The sequence below is a fragment of the Streptomyces sp. NPDC093225 genome (assembly GCF_044753805.1).
In the GTDB taxonomy this organism is placed as follows: Bacteria; Actinomycetota; Actinomycetes; order Streptomycetales; family Streptomycetaceae; genus Streptomyces.
Map to the genome: position 1 here is coordinate 1 of NZ_JBIVNX010000054.1, position 13,282 is coordinate 13,282.

At 74.0% G+C, this 13,282-nt stretch carries 12 protein-coding genes; 7 read left to right on the forward strand and 5 right to left on the reverse strand.

The window, feature by feature from the left end:
• Window positions 1-206: 206 nt before the first annotated feature.
• Window positions 207-755, reverse strand: coding sequence for a GtrA family protein (locus ACIQCH_RS32510; protein WP_402586878.1), 549 nt, complete (start codon window positions 753-755; stop codon window positions 207-209).
• Between the two features lie 214 nt (window positions 756-969).
• On the opposite strand from ACIQCH_RS32510, the gene ACIQCH_RS32515 reads away from it, so the two are divergent.
• The 4 genes from ACIQCH_RS32515 to ACIQCH_RS32530 all read left to right on the forward strand — a co-directional run bounded on the left by ACIQCH_RS32515 (window position 970) and on the right by ACIQCH_RS32530 (window position 5,242).
• Window positions 970-2,109, forward strand: coding sequence for a 5-(carboxyamino)imidazole ribonucleotide synthase (locus ACIQCH_RS32515; protein ID WP_402586880.1), 1,140 nt, complete (start codon window positions 970-972; stop codon window positions 2,107-2,109).
• Entirely contained in the window at window positions 2,106-2,639 is a 534-nt protein-coding gene (gene purE / locus ACIQCH_RS32520; RefSeq protein WP_402586882.1) for a 5-(carboxyamino)imidazole ribonucleotide mutase, read from the forward strand. Before ACIQCH_RS32515 ends, purE begins: the two co-directional genes overlap by 4 nt.
• A complete protein-coding gene (locus tag ACIQCH_RS32525; protein WP_402586884.1) occupies window positions 2,636-3,811 on the forward strand; it encodes a dipeptidase in 1,176 nt (391 codons plus the stop codon). The genes purE and ACIQCH_RS32525 overlap by 4 nt, the downstream gene beginning before the upstream one ends.
• A 126-nt stretch (window positions 3,812-3,937) precedes the next feature.
• Window positions 3,938-5,242, forward strand: a complete 1,305-nt coding sequence (locus ACIQCH_RS32530; protein WP_402586886.1) for a dipeptidase — start codon at window positions 3,938-3,940, stop codon at window positions 5,240-5,242.
• Window positions 5,243-5,275: 33 nt separating this feature from the next.
• Here ACIQCH_RS32530 and ACIQCH_RS32535 read toward each other — a convergent pair whose 3' ends face one another.
• On the reverse strand, window positions 5,276-5,641 hold the full coding sequence (locus ACIQCH_RS32535; protein WP_402586888.1) for a VOC family protein: 366 nt from the start codon (window positions 5,639-5,641) through the stop codon (window positions 5,276-5,278).
• Window positions 5,642-5,754: 113 nt separating this feature from the next.
• On the opposite strand from ACIQCH_RS32535, the gene ACIQCH_RS32540 reads away from it, so the two are divergent.
• Together ACIQCH_RS32540 and ACIQCH_RS32545 are read left to right on the forward strand one after the other, a co-directional pair.
• Window positions 5,755-6,243: a CGNR zinc finger domain-containing protein gene (locus ACIQCH_RS32540; protein WP_402586890.1), complete on the forward strand. Its 489-nt coding sequence runs from the start codon at window positions 5,755-5,757 to the stop codon at window positions 6,241-6,243.
• A 142-nt stretch (window positions 6,244-6,385) separates the two neighbouring features.
• Window positions 6,386-7,249 carry an LLM class flavin-dependent oxidoreductase gene (locus ACIQCH_RS32545; protein WP_402586892.1) on the forward strand — a complete coding sequence of 288 codons (864 nt, stop codon included), beginning with the start codon at window positions 6,386-6,388 and terminating at the stop codon, window positions 7,247-7,249.
• Between the two features lie 88 nt (window positions 7,250-7,337).
• On the opposite strand, the gene ACIQCH_RS32550 is transcribed toward ACIQCH_RS32545, so the two are convergent.
• Complete coding sequence (locus tag ACIQCH_RS32550; RefSeq protein ID WP_402586893.1) at window positions 7,338-8,678, reverse strand: UDP-glucose dehydrogenase family protein; 1,341 nt, start codon at window positions 8,676-8,678, stop codon at window positions 7,338-7,340.
• Between the two features lie 226 nt (window positions 8,679-8,904).
• Here ACIQCH_RS32550 and ACIQCH_RS32555 point away from each other — a divergent pair, with 226 nt between their 5' ends.
• Window positions 8,905-10,059 carry an acyl-CoA dehydrogenase family protein gene (locus tag ACIQCH_RS32555; RefSeq protein ID WP_030194048.1) on the forward strand — a complete coding sequence of 385 codons (1,155 nt, stop codon included), beginning with the start codon at window positions 8,905-8,907 and terminating at the stop codon, window positions 10,057-10,059.
• Window positions 10,060-10,225: 166 nt separating this feature from the next.
• On the opposite strand, the gene ACIQCH_RS32560 is transcribed toward ACIQCH_RS32555, so the two are convergent.
• Both ACIQCH_RS32560 and ACIQCH_RS32565 read right to left on the reverse strand, forming a co-directional pair.
• Window positions 10,226-11,308 (reverse strand): sugar phosphate nucleotidyltransferase, encoded by a 1,083-nt coding sequence (locus ACIQCH_RS32560; protein WP_402586895.1) that lies wholly within the window; start codon window positions 11,306-11,308, stop codon window positions 10,226-10,228.
• A 136-nt stretch (window positions 11,309-11,444) separates the two neighbouring features.
• Window positions 11,445-13,199, reverse strand: a complete 1,755-nt coding sequence (locus ACIQCH_RS32565) for an N-acetylmuramoyl-L-alanine amidase (RefSeq protein ID WP_402586897.1) — start codon at window positions 13,197-13,199, stop codon at window positions 11,445-11,447.
• Window positions 13,200-13,282: the final 83 nt, after the last annotated feature.

Consider the following 13,282-nt stretch of genomic DNA (forward strand, 5'->3'; position numbering starts at 1 on the left):
TTCGCCCTGGCCTTCGGCCACCTCCGGCCCGGGCCTGCCTCCGGTCCAGCCTGCCACCCCCGTCAAGCGCCTCCCCCACACACCACGGGACCCACTCCGGCTTTGAAAGCGGGCCCTGCTTGGGGGCTGGCGCGGCTTCGGGGCTGGTCCGGCTTCGGGGGCCGGCCCCGCTGCGGTGCCGGTCCGACTTCAGTGCCGGTCGGGCTTCAGTGCCGGTCGGGCACCGGTACCTCGCGGCGCTCGGCGCGCTCGGCCCGTACCGCCGCGGCGGCCGGACGTACCACCACGACCGGCTCCGCGGCCGGGGTGGCGGGCGTCGGCAGTGCACGGAACACCCACGTGCGGTACGACCAGAAGCGGAAAGCGGTGGCCACGGCGATGCCCAGGAACTTGAAGACGTTGCTCTGCAGCGGGCTGTCCCAGCCCATCCCGTACGTCGCCGCGTACAGCAGCCCGTTCTCGATCACCAGCCCGACCACGCTGAACAGCAGGAACAGGGTCAGCTCGCGGGTCCGCCCGCTCTTGTCGCGGTCGCGGTACGTGAAGTAGCGGAAGCCCACGTAGTTGAAGGCGATCGCGACGACGGTCGCGATCACGCTGGTGCGCACCACCTGGAGGTCGGTGGTGTGCCGCAGGAGGTTGAAGACGCCCAGGTTGACCAGCAGACCGAGCCCGCCGACCGCCCCGAACTTCGCGAGCTCCCGAGCCAGGCCGCGGGCCCGCCCGTAGAGACCGCCCCGCTTCGACGCGCTCATGGTGTCGTTCAGCCCCTGTCGGTCGATGGCGTCAACTCGAATACGTCAACCAAGCCATGTTAAGCGGGGACCGTCGGGTACGCCCGGGGCTGTGGAAACCCGAGTGACGAACAGAGTGACGAGCCGCTCACAGAGCGCTGACCTGCGCCTCCGTCCCGGGCCCGGCCCGGGGCGGGGTCGTCGGGCCACCCCGGACGGCGGATACCCTGGGAGCGTGACGTTCCCGGTAGTCGGCATGGTCGGCGGCGGTCAGCTCGCCCGCATGACCCACGAGGCGGGTATCCCCCTCGGCATCAGATTCAAGCTCCTCAGTGACACCCCACAGGACTCGGCGGCCCAGGTCGTGAGCGACGTCGTCATCGGCGACTATCGCGACCTGGACACGCTGCGTGCCTTCGCGCGCGGCTGTGACGTGATCACCTTTGACCACGAGCACGTACCCACGGAGCACCTGCGGGCCCTGGAAGCGGACGGCATCCCCGTCCGCCCGGGGCCCGACGCATTGGTGCACGCCCAGGACAAGGGGGTGATGCGCGCCAAGCTCGACGAGATCGGCGCGCCCAGCCCCCGCCACCGGATCGTGGCCGATCCGGCGGACGCGGCCGCATTCGCCGAGGAGGTCGGGGGCTTCCCCGTCATCCTCAAGACGGTGCGCGGCGGCTACGACGGCAAGGGCGTGTGGTTCGTGCGGACCGTGGAGGACGCGGAGGCCCCGTTCAAGGCGGGCGTCCCGGTCCTCGCGGAGGAGAAGGTGGACTTCGTCCGCGAGCTCGCGGCGAACATCGTCCGGTCCCCGCACGGCCAGGCCGTGGCGTACCCGGTGGTGGAGTCCGTCCAGGTCGACGGCGTCTGCGACACCGTCATCGCCCCCGCACCGAACCTCCCCGAGGAGCTCGCGGGCGAGGCGCAGGCCCTGGCCCTGCGGATCGCCAAGGAGCTCGGCGTCGTCGGCCACCTGGCCGTCGAGCTCTTCGAGACGGCCGACGGCCGGATCCTGGTCAACGAGCTGGCCATGCGGCCGCACAACTCCGGGCACTGGACCCAGGACGGTGCGGTCACCTCCCAGTTCGCCAACCACGTCCGGGCCGTCCTCGACCTCCCGCTCGGCGACCCGCGCCCGCGCGCGGCGTGGACGGTCATGGCCAACGTGCTCGGCGGGGACTACCCGGACATGTACTCGGCGTACCTGCACTGCATGGCCCGCGACCCGCAGCTCAAGATCCACATGTACGGCAAGGACGTGAAGCCCGGGCGCAAGGTCGGCCACGTCAACACCTTCGGCGACGATCTGGACGACGTGCTGGAGCGCGCCCGTCACGCAGCCGGCTACCTCAGAGGAACAATCACCGAATGAGCACCTCTGCCTCCCCCCTCATCGGCATCGTGATGGGCTCCGACTCGGACTGGCCCGTCATGGAGGCCGCAGCGCAGGCCCTCGACGAGTTCGAGATCCGCTACGAGGTCGACGTCGTCTCCGCCCACCGCATGCCGCGCGAGATGATCGCGTACGGCGAGGACGCGGCCGACCGCGGCCTCAAGGCGATCATCGCGGGCGCGGGCGGCGCCGCCCACCTCCCGGGCATGCTCGCCTCCGTGACCCCGCTGCCCGTCATCGGCGTCCCCGTGCCGCTGAAGTACCTCGACGGCATGGACTCCCTGCTGTCGATCGTGCAGATGCCGGCCGGCGTGCCCGTCGCCACCGTCTCGGTGGGCGGCGCCCGCAACGCCGGCCTGCTCGCCGCCCGGATCCTCGCCACCCAGGACCCGGACCTGCTCGCCCGCATGCGGGACTTCCAGCAGGAGCTGAACGACCAGGCCACCGAGAAGGGCAAGCGGCTGCGCACCAAGGTCGCCGGCCAGGAGTCGTTCGGATTCGGCAAGTGAGCGCGGCTGACCGCCTGGCCGAGGCCCGCGAGCTGCTCGCGGGCCACCCGGTCGTGGACGGCCACAACGACCTGCCCTGGGCGCTGCGCGAGCAGGTGGACTACGACCTCGACCGGCGGGACATCGCCGCCGACATGAGCGGCATGCTCCACACCGACCTGCGCCGGCTGCGGGCCGGCGGGGTCGGGGCCCAGTTCTGGTCGGTGTACGTGCGCAGCGACTACAGCGGCGACCGGGCGGTCAGCGCCACGCTGGAACAGATCGACGTCGTCGGCCGGCTGATCGAGCGGTACCCGGCCGACCTGGTGCGGGCCCTGACGGCCGACGACATGGAGTCGGCCCGCGCCGAGGGCCGGATCGCCTCCCTGATGGGCGCCGAGGGCGGCCACTCCATCAACAACTCGCTCGCCACCCTGCGCGCGCTGCACCTGCTCGGGGTCCGCTACATGACCCTGACGCACAACGACACCATCGACTGGGCGGACTCGGCCACCGACGAGGCCCGGCACGGCGGTCTGGCGGACTTCGGCCGCGAGGTCGTCCGGGAGATGAACCGGGTCGGCATGCTCGTCGACCTCTCGCACGTGGCCGCGACCACGATGCGCGACGCGCTCGACGTCTCGGTGGCGCCGGTGATCTTCTCGCACTCCTCGGCCCGGGCGGTCTGCGACCACCCGCGCAACGTGCCGGACGACGTGCTGGAGCGGCTGCCCGCCAACGGCGGCGTGGCGATGGCGACGTTCGTGCCGAAGTTCATCCTCCCCGAGGCGGTCGCCTGGACCGCGGCGGCGGACGAGAACATGCGCGCGCACGGGATGCACCACCTCGACACCACGCCGGCCGCGATGGAGGTCCACCGGGCGTTCGAGGCCGCGCACCCGCGGCCGATCGCGACCGCGGCGACGGTCGCCGACCACCTCGACCACATGCGCGAGGTGGCGGGCGTCGACCACATCGGCATCGGCGGCGACTACGACGGCACGGCCTTCACCCCGTCCGGGCTCGACGACGTGGCCGGCTACCCGAACCTGATCGCGGAACTCCTCGACCGCGGCTGGTCCAAGGCCGACCTGACCAAGCTGACCTGGTCCAACGGCGTGCGCGCGCTGCGCGACGCGGAGTCGGTGGCGGCCTCGCTGGGCGGCGTACCGGCGTCGAACGCGCGGCTGTAGGACGACGGCGACGGTTCCGGTCACCCGGTCGGGTGGCCGGAACCGTCGCATCACCCGAACGCCGCATCCGCCGCGAATCCGTTCGGCCCCCGTGTCACGGTGACAGCGAGTCTCCCCGCTGCCATCGTGACCGGAGCGAACGCCATGGCCCACCTGCAGGACGAACCCCACCACGGGCCGGGGGCCGTCCGCGCCGTCGGCGCCGTCGACGGCCCCGCACCGGACGCGGGCCCGGACGCAGTCCCGGTCCCGGTCCGTACGGACGCCGGGGACCGGATCGCACCCCGGGCCGAGCCCCCCGACCGCCTCCTGGTGGCGCCGCCGCGGCTCCTGCCGCCGGACCCGCTGCCGGCCCCGCCGCCGACCGCCCCCGCCACCCCGCTGGACCCCTCGGACGCCGAGCGGGTGGCGGCCCTGCTGGCCAAGCACCCCGTCGCGGACGGCTACAACAGCCTGCCGTGGACGCTCCAGCGGCAGCCCTGCCACGACCTGGAGACGTCCGAGAGCACCATCGACACCGACCTCCCGCGGCTGCGCGCGGGCGGGGTCGGCGCGCAGTTCTGGTCGTTGCGGGTGCCCGAGCCCTGGGACGACGGCACGGACCGTGCGCCCGACCGCTGGCCGGACCCCGGCACGGACGCGGTGGTGTCCCAGACCCTCGACCTGATCGACACGGTCCGGACCCTGGTCCGCCGCCATCCCGACAGCCTGCTGCTCGCCCTCGGCCCCGACGAGCTGACCGACGCGCGCAACCGCGGCCGGATCGCCTGCTTCCTCGGCCCCGTCCCGGGCCGTACGCTCACCGACTCGCACGGCCCGCTGCGCGCCTTCCACGCCCTCGGCGTCCGCAGCCTGGCCCCCGCCGGCGCGGCGTGGGCCGAGCCGGACCTGACGTCCTTCGGGCACGAGGTCGTCCGGGAGATGAACCGGCTCGCGATGCTGCTGGACCTCGCCGGCTGCGGCCCCGACGCGGCCCGGCGGCTGGTCGCCGCCTCGAGGGCGCCGGTGCTGGTCTCGCACGCCGGGGCCGCCGCACTGCACCCGCACCCGAGCAACGTCGCCGACGAGGTGCTGACGGCCCTGCGGGCGGCCAAGGGCCTGTGCATGGTCTCGTTCGCGCCGGAGCTGCTGGGCCCGGCCGCGGGCGGCGGCCCGGCCACCGTCACCACGGTGGCCGACCACCTCGACCACGTACGGGCGGTCGCCGGCCCGGAGTGCGTCGGCCTGGCCGGCACCTTCGGGACCGACCCCCTCGCCGCCCGGGTCCAGGGCCTCGAGGACCCCTCGGGCTATCCGCGCCTGATCGCCGAACTCCTGCGTCGCGGCTGGCCGGACTCCGAACTCGCGCTCCTCACCTGGGGCAACGCCCAACGCGTCCTGCGCGAGGCGGAGTGCACCGCCCGCGCCGGCCGGCACCGCAGCCGGCCCTGACGCCTGACGCCCGGCGCCCCGCCCCACACCGGTTCAGCAGGCGCAGAGGCAGAACGGGTGCCCCGCCGGGTCGGCGAACACCCGCCACGTACGCCCCTCCGGCCCAGGGTCGAGCGGCTTCGCGCCCAGGGCCACGGCCTCCCGCTCGGCCGCGTCGAGGTTCTCGACGGTCAGGTCGAGGTGGAACTGCTGCGAGCCCTCGGCCGAGGGCCACCGCGGCGGGACGTGGCCCGACGCCTTCTGGAACGCCAGCGCCGGGCCGCCCGGCACCGCGAGGTCGGCCCAGGTGCCGTCCTCCTCCAGGGCAGCCGTCCCGCCGAGCAGGGCGGCGTAGAACTCGGCGAGGGCGAGCGGGTCGGGACAGTCCAGGACGACGGTCCCGAGCTTGGCGATGGCCATGACTCCTCCTGAGGCGCACGGGGAAACGACAGAGTTACCGGAACAAGCCAAGTACCGGTAACGCCCACCCTAGGCGTTACCCCTTCCCCGGTCCAGGAGGTAACGTCGACGGCATGACGGAGAGAGCGCCCGCGCCCGGAGGCCTCGCGCTCGTCGAGGCGCTGATCAACACGCTGCGGGTGGACACCGGAGAGGACCGCCTGGCGGCGGAGTTCGGCGTGTCCGGCGCGGCCCTCGCCGAGGCGGCCGACCTCCGCGAGGCCCTGCGCGCCGCCTGCCTCGCACACGCGGGCCACGCGATGCCGGACACGGCCCACACCGCCCTGAACGACGTCCTCGCCGCCGCCCCGCTGACCCTCTCGGTCACCCCGGACGGCACCGCCGCCCTCCGCCCCACGGGCGACGGGCTCCCCGCCCGCGTCGCCGCCGCGATCGCCGAGGCCGTGGCCGCCGGCACCTGGCAGCGCCTCAAGGCCTGCGCGGCGGACGACTGCCGCTGGGCGTACTACGACCGCAGCCCGGCCGGTCGCGGCCGCTGGTGCACGATGTCCGTCTGCGGCAGCCGCGCCAAGATGCGCAGCTACCGCTCCCGCCAGCAGTAGGCCCGGGCCGCCCCCGCCCCTACCGCCCCAGCCCCCACCGCCTCCGCCCCCGCGGAGTCGCCCCCGAGGGCCCGGCGCCGGGCGCCGGCGCGGCGCGGAATCCGGTTGCCCCGGCCCGGCCGGCTCTGCGCATCCTGCCGGGATGCGCTTCTCCGTGAACATCCCCAACTTCGGCGACTTCGCCGACGCCCGCAACGTCGCCACCGTCGCGGCGGCCGCCGAACGGGCGGGCTGGGACGGGCTCTTCGTCTGGGACCACGTACTCCACCGACGACACCAGGGCCGGCCCTTCGCGGACCCCTGGATGCTGCTGACCGCCGCCGCGCTGGCGACCTCCCGCATCCGCCTGGGCGCCCTCCTGACACCGGTTCCCCGGTACCGGCCGCAGCAACTGGCCCGCCAGGTGGCCACCCTGGACGCCGTCAGCGGCGGGCGGGTGGTCTTCGCCGCGGGCCTGGGCGGCCCGGTCGAGGACGAGTACCGCAGCTTCGGCGACACCGCCGAGCCCCGCCTGCTCGCCGAACGGCTGGACGAGGGGCTCGACCTGCTGGCCCGCTTCTGGTCGGGCGGGCCGGTGGACCACCGCGGCACGCACTACGAGGTCCGTGACGTGACCCTGCTGCCCGCCACCGTGCAGCGGCCCCGCCCGCCCGTGTGGATCGGCGGCTTCTGGCCGCGTCGCGCACCCATGCGGAGGGCGGCGCGGTGGGACGGCGCCGTGCCGCTGTTCGAGACGGCCCTGCACGGTCACGCCCCCGACCCGGCCGAGGTCCGGGAGCTGGTCGCGTACGTCCGCACGCACCGTACGACCGCCCCGGAGCGGCCCTTCGAGATCGTGCTCGGCGGCGCCACCCCCACGGACGCGGCCGGGGCCAAGGACGTGATCGGCCCGCTGCGCGACGCCGGCGCCACCTGGTGGGACGAGCGGCAGGACCAGAACGGCCCCGACCTGGACCGCCTGACCCCCGTGCTGCGCCGGGTCGAGGCCGGACCGCCGGTCCTCTGAACCGGCCCCCGGCGGTCCACCCCCCCCGTGCACGCGAAAGGCCCCCGGCGCGCGCAGCGCGTGCCGGGGGCCCTGCGCGTCGGAGCCGTCAGGCGCGGGGGCGGCCCATCGCGCGGTACGTCCAGCCCGCCGCGCGCCACAGGGAGGCGTCGAGGGCGTTGCGGCCGTCGAGGATCAGGGGGGTCGAGACCGTGGGCCGCAGGGCCACCGGGTCCAGCTCGCGGAACTCGCGCCACTCGGTGAGGTGCAGCACGACGTCCGCACCCGCGACCGCGGCCGCGGCGGAGGGCGCGTACGCCAGCGTCGGGAAGACCCGCGCCGCGTTGTCCATGCCCTTGGGGTCGTAGACGGTGACCTGACCGCCCTGCAGGTGGATCTGCCCGGCGACGTTCAGCGCCGGCGAGTCGCGCACGTCGTCCGAGTCGGGCTTGAAGGTCGCACCGAGCACGGCCACCCGCACGCCCAGGAACGAGCCGCCGACCGCCTCGCGGGCCAGCTCCACCATGTGCCCGCGCCGCCGCATGTTGATCGAGTCGACCTCCCGAAGGAAGGTCAGCGCCTGGTCGGCGCCCAGCTCGCCCGCCCGGGCCATGAACGCCCGGATGTCCTTCGGCAGGCAGCCGCCGCCGAAGCCGATGCCGGCCCGCAGGAACTTCGAGCCGATCCGGTCGTCGTGCCCGATCGCCTCCGCCAGCTTCGCGACGTCGCCGCCGGCCGCCTCGCACACCTCGGCCATCGCGTTGATGAAGGAGATCTTGGTCGCGAGGAAGGAGTTCGCCGCCGTCTTGACCAGCTCGGCCGTCGGGAAGTCCGTCACCACCAGCGGCGACCCCTCCGCGAGCGGCGTCGCGTACACCTCGCGCAGCAGCTTCTCCGCGTGCGCGCTGCGCACGCCCACCACGATCCGGTCCGGGTGCAGGGTGTCGCCGACCGCGAAGCCCTCGCGCAGGAACTCCGGGTTCCACGCGAGCTCCACGTCCGTGCCCGCCGGGGCCAGCTCCGCCAGCCGCGCCGCGAGCCGGTCCGCCGAGCCCACCGGCACCGTCGACTTGCCGACGACCAGGGCCGGCCGGGTCAGGTGCGGGGCGAGCTGCTCGACCGCCGCGTCGACGTACGACATGTCGCACGCGTACTCGCCGTACTTCTGCGGGGTGTTCACGCAGATGAAGTGGACGTCGCCGAAGGCGCCCGCCTCCTCGTAGGAGGTGGTGAAGCGCAGCCGGCCCGTGGCGCCCGGCAGTCCGGCCACGTGCGCGGCCAGCAGCTCCTCCAGCCCCGGCTCGTACATCGGGACCCGACCGGCGGCCAGCATCTCGATCTTCTCCGGGACGATGTCCAGCCCCATGACCTCGAAGCCCAGCTCGGCCATGGCGGCGGCGTGGGTGGCGCCGAGGTAGCCAGTGCCGATCACGGTGATCTTGAGGGCCATGCGGTGCTCCTGAGGGGCAAAGGAGAGAACAACGGCCCCCGAGCATAGTCGGGCGCCGTCGGGGGACCTTCCCGAGAGGGAGCGCCCCTCCCGCCCCGGCGGGCCGCGCCTGTCACGCAGCTCACGCCGCGTGCTCGTATCCCTGCGCGGCGTCCGCGCACTAGAATTGGGTTACTTAACAGTAGTTAACGTCCAGTAGTTAACGCCTCTTGGGGAGTGAGAGACCTTGGCGGGTTCCGACTTCGACCTGTTCCGCCCGGCCGAAGAGCACGACATGCTCCGCGAGTCCGTCCGCGCGCTCTGCGAGGCCAAGATCGCGCCCTTCGCCGCCGCCGTGGACGAGGAGGCCCGCTTCCCGCAGGAGGCCCACGACGCGCTGGTCGCCAACGACCTGCACGCCGTCCACGTCCCGGAGAACTACGGCGGCGCCGGCGCCGACGCGCTCGCGACCGTGATCGTCATCGAGGAGGTCGCCCGCGTCTGCGCGTCCTCCTCCCTGATCCCGGCCGTCAACAAGCTCGGCTCGCTGCCGGTCATCCTCTCCGGCTCCGAGGAGCTGAAGAAGAAGTACCTCGGCCCGCTGGCCAAGGGCGACGGCATGTTCTCGTACTGCCTCTCCGAGCCCGACGCGGGCTCCGACGCGGCCGGCATGAAGACCCGCGCGGTGCGCGACGGCGACTTCTGGGTCCTCAACGGCGTCAAGCGCTGGATCACCAACGCCGGCGTCTCCGAGTACTACACGGTCATGGCCGTCACCGACCCGGAGAAGCGCTCCAAGGGCATCTCGGCGTTCGTCGTCGAGAAGGGCGACGAGGGCGTCTCCTTCGGCGCCCCGGAGAAGAAGCTCGGCATCAAGGGCTCGCCGACCCGCGAGGTCTACCTCGACAACGTCCGCATCCCCGCCGACCGCATGATCGGCGCGGAGGGCACCGGCTTCGCCACCGCCATGAAGACCCTGGACCACACCCGCATCACCATCGCGGCCCAGGCCCTCGGCATCGCGCAGGGCGCCCTCGACTACGCCAAGGGCTACGTCCAGGAGCGCAAGCAGTTCGGCAAGCCGATCGCCGACTTCCAGGGCATCCAGTTCATGCTCGCGGACATGGCCATGAAGATCTCGGCCGCCCGCGCCCTGACCTACCAGGCCGCCGCCGCCTCCGAGCGCGGCGACGCCGACCTGACGTACCTCGGCGCCGCGGCCAAGTGCTTCGCCTCCGACATCGCCATGGAGGTCACCACCGACGCCGTCCAGCTCCTCGGCGGCTACGGCTACACCCGCGACTACCCGGTCGAGCGCATGATGCGCGACGCCAAGATCACGCAGATTTATGAAGGTACGAACCAGGTCCAGCGCATCGTGATGGCCCGCAACCTGCCGTAAACGACCCAGGTCACCCCGGTCCTACGGGCCCACGGCCCCCGGCGCGCGTCCCGCGCGCCGGGGGCCGTTCGCGTGCGCGGACCGCACCGCTCCCCGGCCGTCCACGGGGCCGGGCGGTCCGGCCGCACCGGCCGCACCGCCCGAACCGGACGCCGTCGTACGGGCGTTACTCGTCCGACGAGAAGCGGATCGCGGCGGCGGGCAGCACCGCGTCGCACCACACGCGCGCACCCGCGCCGAGTTCGTTGTCCGCGCCGATGTCGGCGCCGTCGCCGACGACCGCGCCCGACAGGGCCGTACGGGCGCCGACGCGCGCCCCCGGGCCGACGTACGAGTCCGTCACGACGGCATCCGGTCCGACCACCGCGCCGGCCAGCACCGCGGAGCCGTGCACGCGTGCGCCCGCGCCGACCACGGCGCCCTCGGCGACCACCGTGCCGCCCGAGAGCTTCGCGTCCGGCGCCACGGACGCGCCCGGCAGCACCAGCGACTCGCCCCGGCGACCCGGCACGGCGGGGGAGGGGGCGCGGCCCAGCACCAGGTCGGCGGAGCCGCGCACGAAGGCCTGCGGGGTGCCCAGGTCCAGCCAGTACGTGGAGTCGACCATGCCCTGGAGGTGCGCCCCCGCGGCCAGCAGGCCCGGGAAGGTCTCCCGCTCGACCGAGACGGGGCGCCCGGCCGGGATGGTGTCGATGACCGAGCGCCGGAACACGTACGCGCCCGCGTTGATCTGGTCGGTGACGATCTCCTCGGGCGTCTGGGGCTTCTCCAGGAAGGCCCGCACCCGGCCGTCCGCGTCCGTGGGGACGAGCCCGAACGCGCGCGGGTCCTCGACCCGGCTGAGGTGCAGCGAGACGTCGGCTCCCGAGTCCCGGTGGGTGTCGAGCAGGGCGCCGATGTCGAGCCCGGTGAGGATGTCGCCGTTGAAGACGAGGACCGGGTCGTCCGGCCCGGAGCGCAGCCGGGTGGCGACGTTGCGCAGGGCACCGCCCGTCCCGAGCGGCTCGACCTCGGTGACGTACTCCAGGTGCAGCCCGAGCGCCGAGCCGTCGCCGAAGTACGGCTCGAAGACCTCCGCGAGGTAGGAGGTGGCGAGCACGATGTGCTCGACCCCCGCCGCCCGGGCCCGTGCCAGCTGGTGGGTCAGGAACGGTACGCCCGCCGCCGGCACCATCGGCTTCGGCGTGCGCACCGTCAGGGGGCGCAGCCGGGTCCCTCTGCCACCGACCAGGAGGATCGCTTCAGTCAACTTCGTTCTGCTTCCTACGTTCCTACGGGGGACGGTGAGGGGGGAGCCGCCGGCCCGGCGGCCCGGCGACCGGGGTGTCGCCGGGGTGGGGCGGTCGGGGGCCGGGGCGGGGCGTCAGTCTATGCAGAGGACTTCCTCATCGACCCTGGTACCGCGCCGACGTCTGCCGGGTGGTGCCGAGCTTGCCGTAGAGCTTGCGACCGGGGCATTCGGTCGCGAAGCCGTCCCGGTGCCCGGAGATGACGTTCATCTTGACGAGCCTGCCCTTGGCGAACTTGTTCCCGCCGCCCGACTTGAGGGTGGTGGTGGCCAGCGGGTTGGCGCCGAACAGGCCCAGCTTCCATGCCGTCAGGCGGGCGATGGCCTTGACCGCGGCGTCCGGCGGGTTGGTGTCCGTGAACGTGCCGAGGACGGCGATGCCCATGCTGTTGGTGTTGAAGCCCATGGTGTGGGCGCCCATGACGGGCTTGGCGACGCCGCCGGCCCGTCCCTCGTAGACGGTGCCGCACTTGTCCACGGCGAAGTTGTAGCCGAAGTCCCGCCATCCGCTGCTGAGTACGTGGTAGCGGTAGAGGCTGCGGAGCACCGCCGGGGCCTGGGCGCACGTGTAGTTGTTGCCCGAGGCGCTGTGGTGGACGAACGCCGCCTTGACGGTGCCCGTGTAGACGAAGCCCTTCTCGCGCAGCGACTCGTCGGCGCCCCAGCCCTTGCGGGTGACGATGCGCGGGCGCGGGCCGATGTACGGCTTGGCGGCCAGGCTGACCTTGCCGTCGTGGGCGATGACGGCGTCGGCGGTGGAGTCGGCCTTGTCCAGGGCCTCGATCTCGTCGGCGCCGAGCGGGGCGAGGCCGAGGTTGGCGGCGGAGCTCTCGGCGACGGCGGGGGCGAGGAGCGTGCTCTTCTCGTCCTCGGGGCCCTCGCCCTCGGGACCCTCGTCCTCCGGGTCTTCGTCGAGGGGCTGTGCGCCGCCGATCGGGTGTCCCTCGTCGGGGCCGGCCCCGCTGGTGCCGGCCCCGTGCGTGCCGTTGCCGTTGCCGTTGCCGTTGCCGTTGCCGTTGCCGTTGCCGCTGTGCGTGCCGCTGCCGTTGGGATCGGCGTGCGTGTCGTCGGGGCGGCCGCCGTTCTTGCCGTCGGCGGCGCCGGCGGCGCCCGCGGACTCGGCGTGCGGTGGGGCGGCCGCGGTCCGGCCGGGGTCGACCAGTTCGATGCGCATGCCCTCGGGCAGGCTCTGCACCGCCTGCGCGCCGCCGTCCGGTGCCGCGGCCCGCGTACCGGCCGCCACCGGACCGACCGAACCGTCGGGGCCGGCGGGGCCGTCCGGGGCCGCCTCCTCCGGGGGCGCCTCGCCCGGCTCGGCCTCCACCCGCACCTCGATGCCGTCCGACTCGCCCACCCACAGCGGGGCGGTGCTGCCCTTGACCCGGCCCGAGGTGCCCTCGGCCGTGCCGGGGTCGGCGGCGTGCTCGCGGTTGTGGGTCTCCAGGTCCTGCCAGTCCGTCCAGGCCGCGGTGGCGGCGCTGCGGGTACGGACCTGGACCCGCCCGTGCAGTTCGGTGGCCGCGTCGTCCCAGACGAGCCCGACGAGCGCGAAGGTCTTGACCTCGCGCGCCGCCAGGCCGCGGAGCTCGGCCCCCGGCAGCAGCGCCGACATGCCGGGGACCCGGCCGGCCCGCGCGGATGCGGGGGCCAGGGGGACCAGGGGCAGGGACTGGGTCGACCCGGGGACGGCGGACTCGGCCACGACGCCCGGGGCCGCCGCCCGGTCCGCCGCACGGGCGGCTGTGCCGCCGGCGGTGACCGTCACCGCCAGGGCCTGGGAGGGAAGCGCGAGCGGCAGGGCCAGTGCGGCCGCCGTCGCGACACCGATCGAGGAAGCCAGGTATCCACGCATGCAGCCGATGCTGTGCACACTCCTGACGGTCCGCCAGCTGAGGTCTGACGGGTCATCGGATGAACGGGCCCCGGCCCTCGCTC

What these genes read in the sequence shown, in the direction of transcription:
- ACIQCH_RS32565 (WP_402586897.1), bottom strand. Translation starts at nt 13,199, where the DNA reads ATGCGTGGATACCTGGCTTCCTCGATCGGTGTCGCGACGGCGGCCGCA.
- ACIQCH_RS32510 (WP_402586878.1), bottom strand. Translation starts at nt 755, where the DNA reads ATGAGCGCGTCGAAGCGGGGCGGTCTCTACGGGCGGGCCCGCGGCCTG.
- purE (WP_402586882.1), top strand. Translation starts at nt 2,106, where the DNA reads ATGAGCACCTCTGCCTCCCCCCTCATCGGCATCGTGATGGGCTCCGAC.
- ACIQCH_RS32545 (WP_402586892.1), top strand. Translation starts at nt 6,386, where the DNA reads ATGCGCTTCTCCGTGAACATCCCCAACTTCGGCGACTTCGCCGACGCC.
- ACIQCH_RS32540 (WP_402586890.1), top strand. Translation starts at nt 5,755, where the DNA reads ATGACGGAGAGAGCGCCCGCGCCCGGAGGCCTCGCGCTCGTCGAGGCG.
- ACIQCH_RS32535 (WP_402586888.1), bottom strand. Translation starts at nt 5,641, where the DNA reads ATGGCCATCGCCAAGCTCGGGACCGTCGTCCTGGACTGTCCCGACCCG.
- ACIQCH_RS32550 (WP_402586893.1), bottom strand. Translation starts at nt 8,678, where the DNA reads ATGGCCCTCAAGATCACCGTGATCGGCACTGGCTACCTCGGCGCCACC.